Below are 19,119 nucleotides of genomic sequence, written 5' to 3'. Positions count from 1 at the left end.
CTCATCTATATTGTAATATTGAGTTCAGATTACTTTTTATTTAATATTTCTATTAGTTCTCCTTTTCTAATCTTTCCAAGTGGAGTTTTGGGAAGTTCATTAATAAATTTTATCCTTCTGGGTCTCTTAAAAGCAGCCAGTCTCTTTATACAATAATGCATTACATCCTTTTCAAATTCTTCAAGATTTTCTGTTTTTTCAGGAACTACTATGACATATATTTCTTGATGTCCAAATTCATTTTCGACACCAATAGCTATAGACTCCTTAACCCCAGTAATTTCATTTATAACTTTTTCAATATCTGCAGGATTCAATTTATTGCCACCAATATTTATAAAATCGGAAATTCTTCCTGAGTAATACAAATAGCCTTCTTCATTTATTCTTATAATGTCCTTTGTATAAAACCAGCCGTCTTTATACATAGCCTTTTGTTCTTGAGGATTTTGTAAATATCCCCGGGACACCATATTATCCCTTTTTACTATAAGCTCTCCTAATTCTCCACTGCCACATTCCTTGCCTTCGGCATCAATTATTTTCAATTGTAGCTCTCTGAATGGTTTTCCAATTGAATTGGCATCTTTTAATTCTTTATTAAAAGCAATATATCCTACCTCGGTCATTCCATATACCTGATTAAACTTTCTACCAAACCTATTTTCAAATTTATCTATTGTTTCTTTTAGTAACGGAGCTCCCCCACATATCATATAACGAACTGATGCAAAATCATAAAGCTTCTTTGTTCTTATAGAAGCCATCATATCATACATGTATGGCAAGGTTCCAAAAAAAGTAATTTTTTCTTCATGAATAATATCTAAAATAATCCTTGGATTCATCATGCTTATATTTGGAAGATATAAAGTTGCTCCAATCATCAAAGACGTTAAAGCATGGTCAAAGATACCATAACTATGAGCAAGGGTAACAGGACATAGGATTCTGTCGGAATCAGCCATCTCAAAATGTTTAGAAGAAATTATAATTTGATTTATTATAATATCTTGAGAAAAAACTACACCTTTAGGCCCCCCTGTTGTTCCGGAAGAAAACAATATTGTAAAATCGTCCTCATTCAAATAAGGGTTTCTGCTAGCTCTGTCATTATAGTAAATTAAATTCATATTGTTTCTATAAAAAATCTTTTCTTTACTGACAATATCTTTAGAGCCCTCCGAACTAAGCATCTTATATCCAATATTGTGAAACCTATTTTCACAAATAACTGTATTTGGCTTAACAATCTCTGAGATTCTGTATATGTCATCACCTGTTAGTCTGGAATCAATAGGAACAAAGCATATGTCATTTTTGCATGCAGCTAGATAACATACAATGTAATCAATAGAATTATCACAAATAAAGCAAATTATATCTCCCTTTTTAAACCCTGCTTCCTTATAATATAAAGCGGTTGCTGATACCATATCTTTAAGGAGCTTATAGGTAACTGACTCCTCTTGTGCAACTACAGCAGGTTTATCTTTAAATACATAGGCTTTCTCTTCAAATTTCGAATATATATTCCCCATTTTAACCTCACAGCTTGTTTATATTAACCTAAACCCTATTTGTCTCTTTGCTGGCTGATTATTATAATATAAGTCTTTCTATGCTATACTTCCTTCTTCTTCATTACTAAGCTTGCAATCGTTGAAACATTCTTAAAGTTTGCCGGATTAAAATCGGCATCTTCAAATTCCAAATCAAAAAGATTCTCTAGCTCTATTGTAAGTCTAACAAATTCTATTGAACTAATTAGTCCTTCATTAACGATACTGTCACCGGAACATAATATTTCCTCTGTCAAATTAAATTTACTAACAAATAGTTTTTTTATATCATTTTCTATACTCATAATATATACCTCTTAAATTGAAAGCCTTCTGTTAAAATAACATCTAAACTGATTGTAAAAGCATTACATCCCATGAAGTACCAAACCCCATACCAAAAAGGATAATATATTCTCCTTCTTTTAAGTTGTTTTTATCTATTATTGATTTTAGATTTCTTATTGTATCCACAGCTCCCATATGTCCACCATCAATAATATTATCCAAAAACACCTTGTCTAAAGTACATTTGAGGGCATCACAATACAGGCTCCACGCTTCCTTACTTGTATTTAATGGTACAATGCACGCTATATTATCAAGAGTCATACTATTTTTTTTAAGAATAGCTTTTATAAGCTTAGCACCTATATTTACAATTCTTGCAGGATTTCCATTCAAGTGAAAGTTATCTTCATTAATTCCCCCATTTGTCTTCCCCATAAAGTCAAGCATTTGAAATACTCCATCAGATCCAGTAACCTCCATTAAACCAATACCGTCACTTAAAATAGTTGAACCAATAAACCTTTCGGAATCCTTTTGAGTAAAACAGCTTGTTAGTATGAGAACTCGTCTGGCTGCCCTGTTATTGATTAATGCCGAAGCCACTTTCATAGCTATTAGAGTTCCGGAGCAGCCCTGATTAATTGAAAACACCTGCGCATTACTCAGATTTAATTTATATTGAATACTGTAAGCTACACTTAATTTGTTCTCATTAGAATCACTTTGCGTGTATATTAAGTAATCAATTTCACTTCCATCTAATCTCTTATATAGTAAATATTTTTTGACTAACTGTTCAAATATATGTTCTTCCATATTGCTATCAATTTTATATATTGAACTAATAAACTTATTATTGCTAATATTATAAGGATCATAACTGTTTTCAAAGTTCATGCTTTTTAAAAAACTATCTATTGGTATTGCTTCATCTGGCAAATGAATATCAATGTACCCTACCTTTATACTCATAAATATCCCTTTCCTTAAGATTTACTCAAATACTAATTATACAATTATTATAATTACTTATTAACACGTAATAAACCAATATTTACCCTACATCACTAAAAAGCATTTATTCTTCATTAAAATTAATTTGAAACATTGCATACATTTTCATTTAGATTAGTTATTAGTTTCTCAAGGCCTTCCATATCACAGTTGTTTCGAATTCTTTGGTATTTTAAAGCAAAATCCATAAAATCCTCTTTGACTATCGATGCAAAAAGCATTTCTTCTTCAGTTACCTGTGTAGCTAACCCTATTTTTTTTATGTCATCTACAAATCTTCCGCACTCCAAACCCTGTTGCCTAAAGTCAAGATTATTTATTTTATGAGATCCGAAATTCCATAAGATTGGATGCCCATTGTATCTAACATGGTATGTCATCATAAAACGTATGTGTTTTTCTTTTGAAGGAATATCGATTCCGTATTTGTCTGAATCAATAAACCAGCTTGTCCTTGGTACAATAAACGGCATACAAATAAACGCACCATCCGGCTTAATTTTTCTCAGGTATTCAAGAGTCTCTTTTCTTGTTTCTTCAGTTTCTTTAGGATTTGGATATATAACGCTTACAACTGTCTTGATTCCACTTCTTTTACAATCATTCAATACTTTTTCTGCATCTTCAACCTTAATTACTTTATTTATTACATCCTTCTGCAATCCATAGTTTCCTGTTTCAAGACCGAATAGCAATGATTCACATCCGGCAGCTCTCATTAAGCTGTAATCGCAATTTCTATAAGCGTTTATATGTCCAAAACTACTATATCTAACTTTAATATTCCTTTTGATAATTTCCTGTGCAATTTGAGTTTGTAACAAATTAGGAGTATTAGAACCACTAAATCTAAAATACCTTGAATTATGCGTATTAATAATATTCTCAATTTCGCTAATTATTCTTTCAGGTTTTTTAATTCTCCAGCGATCTCCGGATTTAATCGGGTGTATACAAAAATTACAGGTATGTGGACACCCTCTGCTCTCTTCAAGCATAAAAACCTTTAATTTATTGTTTGCTTTTAACGCCGGATAGGTTTCATACGAATAATCCGGTAACGGTAATTTATCCAAATCCTTTACCATTCTTGAATCATTAAAGCAAACCTTGCCATCTTTTTTATATAATATGTTTGGAATAATCTCAATATCTCTTTCGCCAATACAATACTCAGCTACTTCAATAATAGTTTCGTCTCCGTCTCCAAACGCCAGCACATCAAAAACATCAGTCACATCATAAATATGTTCCTGAGACCAATCAACTTGTGGTCCTCCCCCAATAATTCTTAAATTCGGATAACGCTTTTTTATCTCTTCAGCAATTTCTACTGTCTCTATAAAACATTCTCCTGACCAAAGCTTAAACCCTATAAAATCTGGCTTCATAACTTGAATTTCTTTATCTATCTCATTTATTATTTTTTTAATTTCCCTGCTTTTTTCTTCTTTTTCCTTTTCCAGTAGACCTTTATATCTGGATAAATCAAAGTTATTTAATAAATCGCTATCAATAAATTTACTTTCCTGAAAATAATTTTCCAAATCACCTGAAATTTCTCGAAATTCTTCTTGTAAATGCTTCGATGGGCAAAACCTTTTAATTGTTTCTAAAGTTGAATAATCCAGAATTTTTGTCAAGTGATCTTCTTTTTTTAGCGCTCCGGCCAATAGAGCCAAACCTATATCGGGAATTAAACAGCTTAAGAGTTCAGGTACGCTTACATAGTTTATTAACAAACTTTTTGATTTATAGTTCATTCTTTAACCCTCACCTCAAATATTTAATACATTTAATAAAAAATATATGACCCCTTCATTTTATCAATCATTTCTTCAAATGAGTTTTCGCTTTTCCCTGCATAAAACACCTTTTCCTTATTACCATCTTTCTTTCTGTTTTGCGCACATTTAAACAGCTCTGCAAATTCATAATAAAACTCCTTCAAAGGAAGCGCAGTCTTCATAAAGGTATGGTAGCAATCGAAAAATTCGAGCTTCTCTATAATAAACTTGTCCTTTACTTTCTCATACTCGTCCGTGCCATAAAATGGTGTAAGAACGGCAAATGTGGGCCTATCAATATCATATTGCTCAACCGCTTTCCTTACCAGATGGAATTTTTCTTTAGAGTAATCAGGCTTAATAATGAAATTCGCCCTTACCTCAACTCCATTTGAATGCAATATCTTTAAGCTTTCATATGCTGTTTTGGAACTAATGCTTTTATTATATTCATTCAAGTCATCTTCAAATATTGATTCAAGTCCCATCAGAACTGAATCCAATCCGATACTTGCCCATTTTTCAAATAAGCCGGGATTTTTTGCAACCGTATCGGATCTGACGTACATATGATATTTCTTCTTAATATTGTTTTTTTGTATTCTATCCGCCAAGTCATTCATGTTATCAGTGTTTATAAACGCCTCATCATCAACAACATAAATATTCTCATTATCCAGTTCCAACAATTCTTTAACAACGAGTTCATTGTTTCTGGATATATATTTTCGATTACATAATTTCCACAGCACACAGAACGAGCAATTATATGGACATCCATAAGAAAACCTCATTAAAGCTACAGGCTTATAGTGTGCATGGAAGTATTTATCCCTGTATTTTGCAGTAAGATTTCTTGCCGGCTGAGGATAGTAATCTAATGTTTGCAATTCATAACTTTTGTTATAAATAAATTCTCCTGAAGCTTTAAATGCCAAACCGTTTATCTCTCTGAGGTCTCCATTTTGAGCGATAGCTTCAAGCAGGTTCCGAAGGGTTTCTACCCCTTCTCCGACAATTACATAATCAACATATTCTGTAGATATGTGCCTCAATCCAACTGTTGGATGATGCCCTCCTATAATAACTTTAATATTAGGATTATAAGCTTTTATTATTTTCAACAAATCATTGCAAACATTTACCGTTGTAGTATATGGGATTGACAATCCCACTATATCAGGTTCTTTTTGTTTTAATACCTCCAATAAGTTCTTGTCAAAACGCATATCCAGTATTTCAACACCAAATTTATCAATAACGGGTGCTGCTATATATTCAAGTCCCAATGGCTCGCAACAGCTAAATTCTTGGGTTAATACACAGTACTCAGGTAATGGAGGCCATATTAACAAAATCTTCATTTTACCTCTCCCCATTATCAAGTAATATAGTTAGCATTTATTTTGATGTAGTCTATAGAGTAGTCACATGTCCAGACTGTTATTTTATCATCGCCTTGTTTGAAATCAATTAATATGTCAATATTCCTATCGGAAAGTGATTGTTCAGCCTTTTTAAATTCTTCTGAGCTCAATGCCGGTTCGCCATCTCCAACCACCCTGAATCCATTTACATAAATATCAATAATATTACAATTCAATCCAGTTTGTGCCTTTCCTATTGCCATTAATATACGTCCCCAGTTCAATTGCTGTCCGTAAAATGTAGTTTTTACTAACGGAGAGTTACCAATGGAAAATGCTATGCTCTTGGCATTCTCTCTCGTAGGGGTATTAATAACTTTTATAGTAATGAATTTAGTTATCCCTTCACCATCATTAACAACCTCTTTTGCCATATGTTCCATAAGAAGATGAAGCTTTTGTGTAAATATGCTGAAATTTTCTCCCTCAGAGTCTATAATTTCATTATTTGCTAAACCGTTGGAAAGTAAAAATATGCTGTCATTCGTGCTGGTATCTCCATCAATTGTTATGCAATTAAAAGTATGCTCAACTGATGCGTTTAGGGCTTTTGACATCATAGTCGGTGTAATTTTGGCATCAGTAGTAATTACGCAAAGCATTGTAGCCATATTTGGCATAATCATTCCTGCACCTTTTGCGCATGAAGCGATATTAACCGGTTTGCCATCTATTTCAAAGCTTATTGAGGCCTGCTTAACTCTGGTATCGGTTGTCATGATAGCTTCGATAAAGTCAAGAGCTTTATTCTCACCTTCCATTAAATCTTTAGCTGATTTTTTAACACCATTTAAAATGGAATCAACATCAAGTTCGCGACCGATAATACCAGTGGACCCTATATATACTTCTTCAGGCTTTATATCAAGCAGAATGGCAGCTTTATTAGTACAGCTTTTTGCATCATTAAACCCTTTTTTCCCAGTAAATGCATTCGCATTCCCACTATTTATTAGAACAGCTCTTTTTTTATTTGTTATAGCATCATTTTCCTTGGATATCATTACCGGAGCCGCAAGAACATCGCTCTTTGTATAAACTGCAACTCCATAAGTTTCTTCAGTAGTTGAGTATATAAGCCCAATATTTTTCTTTTTACTGTCACCAGCATTAATTCCGGCATATTTAAATCCTTTAACCGCAGTCAAACCAGCTTTGTTAATCATAATTATCGTCTCTCCAATCTTATTAAGGTTATTTAATAAAGCTTAAATTTACGCTATATATTTTATACCTTAATTATAAAAAACCTAGCTTTTTTTTCTAAAGCAATACAGCCTTTTTTTGATTCAAATAATCGAGAATATAGCCTTCATGAGGATCAAAATAATTATAGCCTCTTTCTATATTCACTCCGGAAAACACTTTCAATATACTCTTTTCGTAACACAAATCATTGATTAGGTTATCATTTCCCGATATAACACTCAGTATTAAAGTGTTTTTTGAGTATTCAATAATTTCATCCTCGTCTTCCAACTGAATAATGGATACAAATGGAAACGGCAATTCCAAGCCGAAGACCTTACTTTTTTTATTCTTTATTAACAATACCGTAGGATAAAGTATTCCTTTATTATTGACTTCAATTAGCCGAGACTTATTTCTTATTTTCGAAGTAACATCAACAGCCTCGCCTCTTGACACAAATTCTTCTATCATGTCATTTAATAGCTTTGCTTTTTCAAGTGAAAATGCGGGAACCATTTCCTCAGTATTTTGTTCAATATTCATGATTATTTTCATCGACAAATCATTCGCAATTGCTTCTGCATTGTTTGTAGTAATTACAGAGGTTAAACCGGTACAGGTTCTGCCGTTATTCCATGTCATCTTACGGAATAACATATCTGCAAACTCAGATTTATAGCTATCTGTTATCAGAAACTTACTGCGTCCATAATGAATAAAATAAGTTTTACAAAGTAAATCCTCTGAATTTTTCATCAAAGACATTGCACTTTCAGGAACCATTATCTGGTCAGAAATATTAAATAAATTCGACTGAAACTGATTTTTGCACGGCAAAAAGGTAATAAAAGAGGCAAGAACCGGATTAACCTTTTTTATAGCCTCCACCAACAAAAAATGTGTAAACAGGTCTTCTTTTGGCGGTATCAAAAATACCGGCCTTTTTTGTGCAAATGGTATTAACCAATAAAGGCAAATAGTTGGAATATTCCCCGGAAGCTTGATTGCTAATGTCTTCCCTGCAGGATAATATCCTATGCAACTATTATGATTGAAATACAGCCTTTTATCTAATGCATCATCAATATTTCCCGGAATCTGTACCTTCAATATATCTTCCATGTTATATAAAATATCTGCGATTTCATTTATTTCGCTCTTTACAATAACAGGCGTCAGTCCGGTACTTTCAGAAACCAGCCTTACATAATCACTCTTGTTTATCTTAATGTTTCCAATTTCAAACTCCATTTTTTTAAAAACTTCTGCAGCTTTTTTAAGATCATCCAATACATTCCTGATCGGTATTGATTGGAAGTTTTTAAAGCATTCTTCTCCATGCTTTTTAACCTGGCTGAGCCTAATAATGGGAAAAACAGATGATTGAGCAATTAGTCTATTATTGACTGATACTATATCATCCTTCTCCATTGTGTAAATATAATCGTTATTTAAAACAGCAGGAATACAAATCATTAGTATACTCCTTCCATCTTCTGCCCTGATAACGAAGCCGGGCTTTGAATATCACAAATCCAATCCCAATTGTACCTATCTGCTACTTTCCCAAAAGGTTTTATTCTTATTCCTTTATCCCTTTCAATGAAGCCTGGTATAATAGAATCCTCAGTAAATCTAAAACAGCGCACATCCCCTTGCTTGTCGTAATCAGCTAATGTTCCGTCTTCATTTATAGCCTCCAGAGAAATAAACGGCTGGGATGGTATATAAATAATCCTGTAGTCATCTTCCTTTTCATAGGGCTTTTGAAATGAAATACCAGAAACAGACGTTCCATAAATTCCTACAACAGGCTTGTTCGGGAAAAGATCCTCTTTTAAAAATTTATATGTATCTCTGGACATGGCTAGACCGGCATGAGTAACAGCCTTAACCTTTTCAAAGAGAGAAACATCTACATATTGCGGTAATAGCTCAAGTAAACTTGCAGTACAGAATACAACTCCTATATTCTGATATTTAATTATTGGAACAACCTGCTCCCACAAATGCTCAACATATCTTTGAACAGCTTTTTCATTGCCTTCTGCAAGATAAAGCCTTACAATTCTAGGGTCCATATCAATGCAATAAATCATTCCACCTCTATTTTCTGCAATAGAAATCAATAACCTTCCAGTTGTATGCGGTCCGGTTGGACCTATAAAAAGCCAGTTCTCATTTTTAGGAACCCCATGCAAATCTAAAAACTCATTCGAGAAATCTAAAATATCATCCCAGTATTGACTTCCCCATGTCCCACGCTTCGCAATACCGGTTGTACCTCCTGTTTCAGAAGCCCAAATCCAGGGAGCTTTCTTCTTTACACTTCTAGGTATAAAGTCTTCGAGCTGTCTCGTTCTTAAATCATCTTCATATTCAGCCATCTCATTTCTTGTTTTAAAAGCAAACAAATCCTTAAATACCTCAAATGAATTTATTTCACTCAAAACATCTATATTTTTCTCTTTAGCCTTTTCCAACCAATACGGAGATCCGTTATTCCTATCAAAATGGATGCTTAAAATTCGTTTTAAATATTCATCATTTAATTGGTAAACAGTCTTCTTTTCCATATAAAGTTCCCCTTATAATTAATTTATAAATTCTTATTAAGCATTACAGCAAACATATTCATTTGGCTTAGGATGACACAAGAACTCCAAAGAAGCTACATTATATCCGTAAGCTCCAACATGCGAGATAACAACTAAATCACCTATGTTTGCTTCCTTTATAAAAATATCCTCATCAATCTTATCCTCTCCAAAGCAAAGAGGGCCTTCTATTTCAACAAATTCATCCTTTACAGCAGGCTGCTTATCATATATTAAGCGATTGCCCATAGGTATAATGTTTATTGGGTGTTTTCTTATTAATCTTATGTGATTAATACCTCCGCCTATAATAATATGTTTTTTCCCCTTGGATTCTTTTATATCAATTATTTGTGATATATAATAGCCTGCTTCTGCAGTAATAAACCTGCCTAACTCCAATACCAGCTCCTTATTATTATATTGGAAATTATCTACCAGCATTTTTAAATGATTAAAGAATGCTTCAACATTAAATTTTTTATTTGCGCACGAATAATCAATCCCAAAACCGCCGCCAAAGTCAATAATCTTAAACTCTCTGTTGCATATGCTCTCTATTTTTGAAACCAGTCTAAAAATATACTCTACATATTCTAACAGATCCTTATGCTCAATAATTCCGCTTGCTGCAAAAACATGAACTCCAGCCACATTGATATTTTTAAATTTTAAAACCTCCTCTAAAACATCAATAATCCTGTCTTCATCAATTCCCATTTTAGAAGAGATTCCCCCCATTTTTTTGAGTGAATTCTTTATATCATAATTAGGATTAATTCTAATTAGAATATCAGCCTTTCCCAAGTTATGTATCTCAATCAGTTCACTGATACGATACACTTCTGTCAATGACTCAGCACTTAGGAACCGAATCTTATTATTTAATGAAAGCTCAAGCTCATAGGGTCTTTTGCCTGGCCCGGTATATATAACCTGAAGTGGTTTAAAATGACTAAGTGCAATATCTAATTCACCTGACGAAGCGATCTCTACTCCTTTTACATTCGGATGCTTTTTGATAAGTTCTAAAATTTCAAAGTTGCTATTAGCCTTCATTGCGTAATACAAAGATATATTATCGGCAGCATAAGTATTTAGCAGTTCAAGTTTACTAGTAATATTACTTAAATCATACAGGTAAAAAAAAGGATGCTTTTTAAAGGCTTCACCTTTTACTTTGATTAAGATCTGCTCTTTTATACTCTCTTTCAACATGTTAAATTACCATTCCTTGTTTGAACTCTTTGTCCAATTATATGGTAGTAAAGCTATTTTATCGGCTTATAACGAGTTGTCTACACATCCAAATTCAGCAAAAAATCTCTTTATGGTATCTCTTTATAATATTTTTATAAGTATCCTCATTCTTTGATCTAAGCTTAAATTCTTCTTCGATTGCTTTACATAAATATGATGTAAGTCCTGTTCCCTGATGTGCACCTTTCTTAATTCGCCAAGCTATTGAGTGAGGCAATTTGGATTCCATTATGCTCCTAAAATAGTACTTATCCTTTCCATCAACCACCTTATATTTACTAGGCACCTTTAATGCTTCCAGTATAACTTCGGTCTTCCAAAACGGATGAACAGGCATAATTCCCATATCAAGAGCTGACAAGTTGCAAAATTCATTTGATACTTGAGTCTTTCTAAGGTTAGCAGTTATTTCTGCTGTTAGCTGGCTATAATTATCAAACGGAGAAAATATACCTGCATTTAAAAGATCAGAGCCATATCCGGAAGCAAATAACATATTATCTTTTTTATTGCCTGCTATTTTCTTATATAAGCAAAATGCAACCAAGGCTATTTCTATAGATACATTGTTTATAAACCCAAAATATCTTATTACATTAGGGACTTCCTTAGTTATTTCACTAATACTTAAATGGATTTTTTCAAGTGGTATCCCCAAGTAGGCTGCCGTCTGCTTTGCTTCTTCATATTCATCAGACCAATCAGTTCCTAAAGTAAAAGCATAAACCTTTTTACCAAGTTCTTTTAAGATATAAGCTACAGTTCCTGAATCAATACCGCCTGATAGTGTAATATAGATATCGTTGGCCCCTTGGGTCAGTATATTGGTTGAATCAAACAATACATTATAAAAGCTGTTTTTTGACTGTTCAATTGTTAACTCCTGTTCATTTTGAAGAAGTATATTGGAAAAAGAAGCCTTGTTAAATGCTAATTGCTCACCGTTATTTTTAATATCAATTCTTTCGCCGGCATATAGTCTGTTTACATATTTAAAAAACTCTAAATTTGTTGCGTATTTTTCTAAATCATATGCTGCTTCTAGTTCCAAAGATTTCAATATGTTTTTAGCCAATAATAAATCATTAAAAACAACAAAGCATTTTTTTTCAGGCAAACAAATATAATAAATTGCCTGTGTATTCATATCACTTCCAACAACAGACAACTCGCAGTCCTTAATAGCTATATAATTTTGTTCGGATGGAAGATTGCTCATGCTTTCAAACGAAATGTAAAAGCATTCATTATTTGATTTAAATTTATTATTATCTGGAAAATACCCAACAAAAGACTTACCTAAGCATTCCTCTGCTAAGCCTTTTATTCCTCCATTGAGTTTCTGCGCTGATATGGCAAAACTGTTTAAGTACTTACTCATTATTATTTTTCACCTACAATTTTTTTCATAAATTTTTGAGCATGTCCTGCTCCAAACGATGCCCTATGCACAGCTTTTGTATTTTCCATAACATCCTGTAATCCTTTGATATATGATTCGTTTATAACCTTTTTAGTTTTTCCAAAAGGCACTTCAGGATAATTCGCCAATCTTTCGGCTAGCTTTTGGGATTCCTCAAGTAAGTCTTCTACCTTCGTAACTTTATTAATCAACCCATATTTAAAGCATCTTTCTATTGAAATTGCTTCAGAATCATATATGATCTCCATCATTGCTGCTCTTCCAAGTGACTTTTCAAGCATATACTGTCCTAATGTACAAGCAATACCATGTTTAAGCTCAGGCATTATAAACTGACACCTTTCTGTGGCTATTCTCCAGTCACATGTCAGAGCTAATTGGAATCCTATCCCTATTGCGTACTTATCTACAGCGGCTATAGTAGGCTTCGTTAGTCTGAGGGAAGAAATATAAAGGCCAACAACACCGTCAATCCATTCCTCAACTTCCTTTCCACCTTTCAGCTCCTTAACCTCATTAAAGTCTCCGCCTACACTGAAAGAGCGATCTATCCCTCCTGTAATTATAACTGCCTTAACATCGGGATTCTCCTCAGCCTTAGTTAGACTGTAAGATACTGCACTTTCCAGTGCATCACTAAATGGATTATTGTAATGGGCATGATTAAATTGAACTGTTAATACCCCATTTTTTATTGTCTCAATAACAAGCTGACTATTTACTGCATTTTGCATAAACTCACATCTCCTTTTAATCTTTTAAACATATATTGTTTGATGTATAACTCTCATCTGCAATAAATAATAATTAATAAGGCTGTGACCTAATCTTCATAAATTTAAATATATTTTACTAAGGGCTTTTCCGACAAAGTTTGAGTGTAGCTGGATCTAAGCACTTTCTAAAAGTAACTATTAATAACATTTTGATTAATAATAACATATTAGACCAAAGATTGTCAAATAATTTGTAATATTTTTGGTTTTTTTCTTGCTTTTTAATATTACTATATCGTCACTATTGAAAGGCTAAAAATTAGATGTAAGGTTATTGCTGAAATGTCGAAACAATGTAAATGCAAAGAGAATTACCAATATTCGGTACACGACAATAAGTATGCTGCAACAAAAAAGACCCAAGCTGTCAAGCTGTTTTCACCATATCCCGTGCAAATTCTTTCAGGAGCAGACTTAAAGGTCTGCTCCCCTTGCACATATCATCAAAAGCTTTAAAACGAGGATCATTTTTCACATTTATTTGTCGGTTTTGTCTTTTTCCGTTCCCGCCTTATCCAGTATAAATGTATTTATACCGTTTATAAGTGCAAGTGCGCTTGCCTTGATAATATCGGTATCTATAGCCCGTGCTGTATAGACCTTTCCGTCGCAGCATATTTTTATATTGACCCTTCCAAGGGCTTCCTTTCCTCTTGACATACTGCTTATCTTATACTCCTTTAATGAAACGTCCATTCCCGCAACATCCTTTATGGCGGTATAAAGCGCGTCAATAGGCCCATCTCCGACAGCGCTCTGCTTAAATATTTCCCCTCCCTTTTTTATTTTGACTGTGGCAGTGGGGAAAATATCGTTGCTTACTACCTGAAAGGAAAGCAGCTCACACAAGCCAAGCTTCTCAAGGCTGCTTGCTCTCATGCCTCCCTCCGACTTATCCCTGTTATGCTTATCTATTAAATAATAGACATCGTGATTGTAAACCTCTTTTTTAGTATCGGCAAGCTGCAGAAACTTTGAAAACAGCTCCTCAAAATCCTTTTCATTTTGAGCCTCATATCCCATCCTGCTTACCGTATCCTTAAACGCATGTCTGCCCGAGCGTGCGGTAAGCACAAGCTCCATTCCCTCTACCCCCACATCCTCGGGGCTGATTATTTCATAAACATCCTTTGACTTAAGAAGTCCGTCCTGATGTATTCCCGAGGAATGGGCAAAGGCGTTATCTCCGGTAAGGGCTTTATTAACCTGCACATCCAGTCCGGTAATATTGCTCACCATTCTTGAGGTTTTATAAATTTCCTTTGTAATTATGCCTGTGTGTGCCCCATAGTAGTCAGGCCGCAGCCTTATTCCCATGACAGCCTCCTCAAGAGCACAATTTCCCGCTCTTTCGCCCAGCCCGTTTATTGTACACTCTATTTTGTCGGCCCCATTTTTGACGGCAGCCAGGGTGTTTGCCGTTGCCAGCCCGGTATCGTTATGGCAGTGTACGCTGAGTATCACCCTGTCATTTAAATTTTTCAGCCTGTAGTTTATCCTTTTAACCAGCTCGCCAAATTCCTCCGGCACCGCATAGCCCACGGTATCGGGAATATTAATCATTGTGGCACCCGCCTTTACCACCGCCTCAACGGTCTTCCACAGGTATTCAAAATCCGCCCTTGACGCGTCCTCAGTTGAATATTGCACATCAGGAAGCAATGATTTGGCATACTTTACCGCTTCCACTCCCATGCTCAGAATATCGTCCTTTGATTTGCCGAACTTCTTTTCGACATGAACGTCCGAAGCACCGAGAACAATATGAATCAACGGCCTTTCGGCCCACCTTACACTTTGGTACACAGAATCTATATCACTTCTTACAGCTCTGCTCAAGGCCGTTATCATAGGCCCGTCACCCACAGCCTTAGCTATTTCGCTTACCGCATTGAAATCTCCGGCTGAAGAAGAAGGAAAGCCCGCTTCTATAATATCTACGTTAAGAGCCTTAAGCTGCTGCGCAATCTCCAGCTTTTCATACAAATTCAGCTTTGCCCCGGGAACCTGTTCCCCATCCCTTAATGTGGTGTCAAGCACCAGTATTCTTCTGCTCATAAACCCATCCTCCTCATTAAATTTTTAAAAGCAATAAAATATATAATTAACGTTTGATGGCCGAACCCGGAATCCGGCCATCAAAAAAGCCTCATCTCTATAACTTAGAGACGAGGCTTACTCGCGGTACCACTCAAATTGATCCAAAATGAATCCACTTTTTCGACAGCTAACACCATCTATCCCTTTAACGGTAGAAATCCGGCTCACCCTACTGTAAAAGTCAGGCTGCAGTTCATGGACCAGTTCAAAACCCCTAATGCTGCCGATTCACACCACCCACCGGCTCTCTGAAAGATTATGGATTTCTAATATCTCCAATCATCACTTTTCTTGATATTGATTTCTATTATATGGTTTTTTATTGCATTTGTCAAGAACATTTTTTTATTCTATTATTTAACACATATATATAACAGAGAATAGTTTAAAGAAATAAAGACGCTATAGAAATCGTAGGGGCAGACCTGCGTGTCTGCCCTGAATTACCCACAAACACGAACCGTACAGGAATTTGAGGGCAGACACATAGGTCTGCCCCTACATTAATACCACTACATTAATAGAAAAGAATATCCCCCGAAAATGCAATTTAAAAGGGGCTTTCATCCGGCAAATTCTTTCTTAAAAAAAATCTTCATGCTTGAAACGCTAAAATTTTGGAATTTGATGTCACTGAGTTTGCCGGTCTATAAGATAAATATATTTATCAAGCTCCGCTTCTTCCAAACTCCCAATCATCCCAGAAAAATCATCCAGAATTCCTTCCGAGGCGAATTTGTCAAGAGCATTATAGTAATCCAAACGGCTTTCCTTTGCTATTGAGACAGGCAAAAAGCCATTTATCATAAGCTGGTAATTCAGGATAAGCCTTGATGTTCTGCCGTTGCCGTCAAGAAACGGATGAATTCTTACAAACTCGGCGTGAGTCCAAGCAGCAAGCTCAATTGCATTCAAGCCTTTCTTAATCGGCATCTGTGAGAAAAAGTCCTTTATCTGGCTATACATTTCATTTCGTGCGGGTGGTGTGTGTCCGGCTCCGCTGATAAATACTTCTTCATTCCGATATATGCCGCCCACCATAATGTTCTCCATAACAATTGCATGAATTTCTTTAACAATTCTCTCATCAAGCAAACGCCCTTCTTTTATACATTGCAGCACATAGCTAAAGGCTTTTTTGTGATTAACAATTTCATATATCTCCCTAAGTGATTTCCCGCCGATAGAGATCCCGTCCTCCAATACAACCTTTGTTTCCATAAGCGTAAGGGTATTTCCTTCAATGGCTGTGGAATTATGAGTAAATTCCAGCAAAAATGCCTCCTTATATGATGTAACAGTCACTTCACTGAGCTTGTCTTTTCCCTCATCATACCTTTTTTTCTTTTCCAATAATTTATTAAAATCCATAACTATACCTCTGCCCGCTTTTTAATATTTACCATATCCATCATACTATAGTTTCTGTTAATTTTCTAACATTAATTAGAAATTTGTATTATATAGGATGCAATAAAGATTTTACAAACATGGAGGATATAATTGCTTACATCAAGCTATATCCTCCATGTAAAATCTTTATTGCTAAATATATAGAATAAATTTATTGACAAAATTTAATTTGATACATATACCGAATACATATCAAATAATATATGATTTTAAACAGGCTGTTGGATTTGGCCGTGCAGGTTCGGGTGGCTCAGGCTCTAAAGCCCGCCCCCTTTATTAAACTCGTTAATAAACGCGGGAATTATCTTTTTCACATCCCCCACTATGCCTAAATGGGACACCTTGAATATAGGGGCATCGGGATCACTGTTTATTGCCACTATGAGCTTTGAGGCGGTAATGCCCGCTAAATGCTGAATGGCGCCCGAAATTCCACATGCGAAATAAACCTTGGGTCTGACGGTCTTTCCCGTCTGCCCTATCTGGCAGCGGTAGTCAAGCCACCCCGCATCAACAATTGCCCTTGAGCCCCCCACAGAAGCACCCAGGACTCCGGCAAGCTCATATATCATTTCCAGGTTCCGGGGCTCTTCCATTCCCCTGCCTGCCGATACAATAATATCGGCCTCGGATAAATTTACCCTTTGCCCCGCATCCTTTATAATATCAATAACGGACGCATTAACCGCGCCGGGTATGACAACGCGTGGGGCAATAACCTCCGCGCGCCTTAAATAGTCCGGCGAAACAGCCTTCATAACCCTCGGCTTTATGGTACACATCTGTGGTCGGTGGTAAGGGCAAATAATGCTTGCCATAAGGTTTCCCCCAAAGGCAGGCCTTGTTTGGATTAATCTGCGACTCTCAATATCAATGTCAAGGCTTACACAGTCCGCGGTTAAGCCTGTGCCTAGCCTTGAAGCCATTCTGGGCGCAAGCGAGCACCCTATGGATGTAGATGCGATAAGAAATATTTCAGGCATATACCTTGAAATAATATCGCATACCACCGCGGAATACAGCTCGTCGTTATAGTTCTCAAGCCTGGGATTATCTACTATGTACACCCTATCGGCGCCATAGGCCGACAGGGCTTCAACCATAGGGCCTACATTATGGCCGACAAGCACGGCGGACAGCTCCACGCCCAGAGCTTCAGCCAGCCTCCCGCCTTCTCCCAGCAACTCAATAACCGCACTGCCCAGCACCCCGCTTTTTTGCTCGGCAAAGACCCACACACCCTTAAAAGCGGTAATGTCATTGGCTTGAAGCACACCCGCCCGCTCTATTGATATTGCCCCATGCCTGCACGCTTCCCTGCATGAGCCGCAATAATTGCAATTGCCGTTGACTTCTATTTTATTATCGGTAAGGTCAATGGCGTTATACAGGCACTTCTTTATACATATTCCGCATTTAGTGCATTTATCATGTAATATCCTTATACTGTTCACATCAATCACCCGCAAATATAAATATATTAATACCCCTTACAAAGCTTTTTTCAGTTCCTCTAAAAGAATTGCCGCCTGCTCCTCAGGACTTCCCGCAATTATCCTGCTGTCCACCCTGCGGTCAGGCACAAAGGACTTAAAAACCTTCGTGGGTGAGCCGGAAAATCCGCATTGCCCGGCATCAGCGCCTATATCCTCACAATTCCATATGGGAATTTCAGCCTTTTTTGACCTCATAATCCCCTTTAGCGTGGGCAGCCTCGGCTCATTTATTCCCTTTACAACCGTTATCAGTCCGGGCAATTTCATTTGTACTATTTCATAGCCTTCATCAGCTATTCTCCTGCACTTTATGAAGCCCTCGCCCGTTTCTTCAATCTTATCAACACAGGTTATATGAGGTATGCCCAGCTTTTCTGCAAGGCTTGGCCCTACCTGTGCCGTATCTCCGTCTATAGATTGCTTTCCGCATATTATCAAGTGATAATTGCCTTTTTTCTGCACACCCTTCGATAAGGTATAGGAGGTTGCAAGGGTATCTGCTCCGGCAAACAATGGATCACTTAAAAGAACAGCTTCATCAACCCCCATGCCCACAGCCTCCTTAAGAAGCTGTGAAGCCTCCGGTATCCCCATGCTTAAAGCCGTTACCCTGCCTCCCGTTTTATCTCTGAGCCTTAACGCTTCCTCGATAGCGTTTAAATCCAAAGGGTTGATTATGGCTTTTACGCCTTCTCTCATAACGGTATTGCTTTTTTCATTAAAATTTGCATTTTCAGGATTGGGTACCTGCTTAACGCATACTATTATATTCAAGTTCGGAT

General features: G+C 36.0%; 15 protein-coding genes and 1 other annotated feature. All 15 genes read right to left on the bottom strand.

Translation table 11 applies throughout. From position 1 onward, the window contains the following. Nucleotides 1–29 precede the first annotated feature (29 nt). Nucleotides 30–1,541 (bottom strand): class I adenylate-forming enzyme family protein, encoded by a 1,512-nt coding sequence (locus DFR58_RS10895; protein ID WP_114297881.1) that lies wholly within the window; start codon nt 1,539–1,541, stop codon nt 30–32. 83 nt (nt 1,542–1,624) lie between these two features. After that, a complete protein-coding gene (locus tag DFR58_RS10890) occupies nt 1,625–1,867 on the bottom strand; it encodes an acyl carrier protein (RefSeq protein WP_114297880.1) in 243 nt (80 codons plus the stop codon). Nucleotides 1,868–1,910: 43 nt separating this feature from the next. After that, on the bottom strand, nt 1,911–2,825 hold the full coding sequence (locus DFR58_RS10885; RefSeq protein WP_114297879.1) for a 3-oxoacyl-[acyl-carrier-protein] synthase III C-terminal domain-containing protein: 915 nt from the start codon (nt 2,823–2,825) through the stop codon (nt 1,911–1,913). Between the two features lie 122 nt (nt 2,826–2,947). Next, on the bottom strand, nt 2,948–4,630 hold the full coding sequence (locus DFR58_RS10880) for a B12-binding domain-containing radical SAM protein (protein ID WP_114297878.1): 1,683 nt from the start codon (nt 4,628–4,630) through the stop codon (nt 2,948–2,950). Between the two features lie 32 nt (nt 4,631–4,662). After that, the gene (locus DFR58_RS10875; RefSeq protein WP_147273168.1) at nt 4,663–6,033 is read right to left on the bottom strand and encodes a B12-binding domain-containing radical SAM protein; all 1,371 of its coding nucleotides are present in this window, start codon (nt 6,031–6,033) and stop codon (nt 4,663–4,665) included. A 2-nt stretch (nt 6,034–6,035) separates the two neighbouring features. After that, nucleotides 6,036–7,247: a bifunctional glutamate N-acetyltransferase/amino-acid acetyltransferase ArgJ gene (gene argJ, locus DFR58_RS10870; RefSeq protein ID WP_114297876.1), complete on the bottom strand. Its 1,212-nt coding sequence runs from the start codon at nt 7,245–7,247 to the stop codon at nt 6,036–6,038. A 97-nt stretch (nt 7,248–7,344) separates the two neighbouring features. After that, a complete protein-coding gene (locus tag DFR58_RS10865) occupies nt 7,345–8,703 on the bottom strand; it encodes an aldehyde dehydrogenase family protein (protein WP_170138124.1) in 1,359 nt (452 codons plus the stop codon). A gap of 44 nt (nt 8,704–8,747) precedes the next feature. Next, entirely contained in the window at nt 8,748–9,848 is a 1,101-nt protein-coding gene (locus DFR58_RS10860) for an AMP-dependent synthetase (protein WP_114297874.1), read from the bottom strand. 36 nt (nt 9,849–9,884) lie between these two features. Next, nucleotides 9,885–11,087 carry a type III PLP-dependent enzyme domain-containing protein gene (locus DFR58_RS10855; RefSeq protein ID WP_114297873.1) on the bottom strand — a complete coding sequence of 401 codons (1,203 nt, stop codon included), beginning with the start codon at nt 11,085–11,087 and terminating at the stop codon, nt 9,885–9,887. 94 nt (nt 11,088–11,181) lie between these two features. After that, the gene (locus DFR58_RS10850; RefSeq protein WP_114297872.1) at nt 11,182–12,510 is read right to left on the bottom strand and encodes an asparagine synthase C-terminal domain-containing protein; all 1,329 of its coding nucleotides are present in this window, start codon (nt 12,508–12,510) and stop codon (nt 11,182–11,184) included. A gap of 2 nt (nt 12,511–12,512) precedes the next feature. Then, nucleotides 12,513–13,286: an enoyl-CoA hydratase/isomerase family protein gene (locus tag DFR58_RS10845; protein WP_114297871.1), complete on the bottom strand. Its 774-nt coding sequence runs from the start codon at nt 13,284–13,286 to the stop codon at nt 12,513–12,515. 519 nt (nt 13,287–13,805) lie between these two features. After that, nucleotides 13,806–15,386, bottom strand: a complete 1,581-nt coding sequence (locus DFR58_RS10840) for a 2-isopropylmalate synthase (RefSeq protein WP_114297870.1) — start codon at nt 15,384–15,386, stop codon at nt 13,806–13,808. 103 nt (nt 15,387–15,489) lie between these two features. Further along, nucleotides 15,490–15,720: a binding site (T-box leader), on the bottom strand. A gap of 338 nt (nt 15,721–16,058) precedes the next feature. Continuing rightward, nucleotides 16,059–16,799, bottom strand: a complete 741-nt coding sequence (locus tag DFR58_RS10835) for a Fic family protein (protein WP_114297869.1) — start codon at nt 16,797–16,799, stop codon at nt 16,059–16,061. Between the two features lie 299 nt (nt 16,800–17,098). Continuing rightward, the gene (locus tag DFR58_RS10830; protein WP_242987555.1) at nt 17,099–18,304 is read right to left on the bottom strand and encodes an electron transfer flavoprotein subunit alpha; all 1,206 of its coding nucleotides are present in this window, start codon (nt 18,302–18,304) and stop codon (nt 17,099–17,101) included. Nucleotides 18,305–18,331: 27 nt separating this feature from the next. Beyond that, nucleotides 18,332–19,111: an electron transfer flavoprotein subunit beta/FixA family protein gene (locus tag DFR58_RS10825; protein ID WP_114297868.1), complete on the bottom strand. Its 780-nt coding sequence runs from the start codon at nt 19,109–19,111 to the stop codon at nt 18,332–18,334. Nucleotides 19,112–19,119: the final 8 nt, after the last annotated feature.

The organism is Anaerobacterium chartisolvens (assembly GCF_003337415.1).
GTDB lineage: Bacteria > Bacillota > Clostridia > Acetivibrionales > DSM-27016 > Anaerobacterium > Anaerobacterium chartisolvens.
This window is presented reverse-complemented; position numbering and strand designations above follow the sequence as displayed.

Excerpts from the sequence above, each read along its gene's own strand:
- DFR58_RS10895 (WP_114297881.1), bottom strand. The coding sequence starts at position 1,541 with ATGGGGAATATATATTCGAAATTTGAAGAGAAAGCCTATGTATTTAAA.
- DFR58_RS10890 (WP_114297880.1), bottom strand. The coding sequence starts at position 1,867 with ATGAGTATAGAAAATGATATAAAAAAACTATTTGTTAGTAAATTTAAT.
- DFR58_RS10885 (WP_114297879.1), bottom strand. The coding sequence starts at position 2,825 with ATGAGTATAAAGGTAGGGTACATTGATATTCATTTGCCAGATGAAGCA.
- DFR58_RS10880 (WP_114297878.1), bottom strand. The coding sequence starts at position 4,630 with ATGAACTATAAATCAAAAAGTTTGTTAATAAACTATGTAAGCGTACCT.
- DFR58_RS10875 (WP_147273168.1), bottom strand. The coding sequence starts at position 6,033 with ATGGGGAGAGGTAAAATGAAGATTTTGTTAATATGGCCTCCATTACCT.
- argJ (WP_114297876.1), bottom strand. The coding sequence starts at position 7,247 with ATGATTAACAAAGCTGGTTTGACTGCGGTTAAAGGATTTAAATATGCC.
- DFR58_RS10865 (WP_170138124.1), bottom strand. The coding sequence starts at position 8,703 with ATGGAGAAGGATGATATAGTATCAGTCAATAATAGACTAATTGCTCAA.
- DFR58_RS10860 (WP_114297874.1), bottom strand. The coding sequence starts at position 9,848 with ATGGAAAAGAAGACTGTTTACCAATTAAATGATGAATATTTAAAACGA.
- DFR58_RS10855 (WP_114297873.1), bottom strand. The coding sequence starts at position 11,087 with ATGTTGAAAGAGAGTATAAAAGAGCAGATCTTAATCAAAGTAAAAGGT.
- DFR58_RS10850 (WP_114297872.1), bottom strand. The coding sequence starts at position 12,510 with ATGAGTAAGTACTTAAACAGTTTTGCCATATCAGCGCAGAAACTCAAT.
- DFR58_RS10845 (WP_114297871.1), bottom strand. The coding sequence starts at position 13,286 with ATGCAAAATGCAGTAAATAGTCAGCTTGTTATTGAGACAATAAAAAAT.
- DFR58_RS10840 (WP_114297870.1), bottom strand. The coding sequence starts at position 15,386 with ATGAGCAGAAGAATACTGGTGCTTGACACCACATTAAGGGATGGGGAA.
- DFR58_RS10835 (WP_114297869.1), bottom strand. The coding sequence starts at position 16,799 with ATGGATTTTAATAAATTATTGGAAAAGAAAAAAAGGTATGATGAGGGA.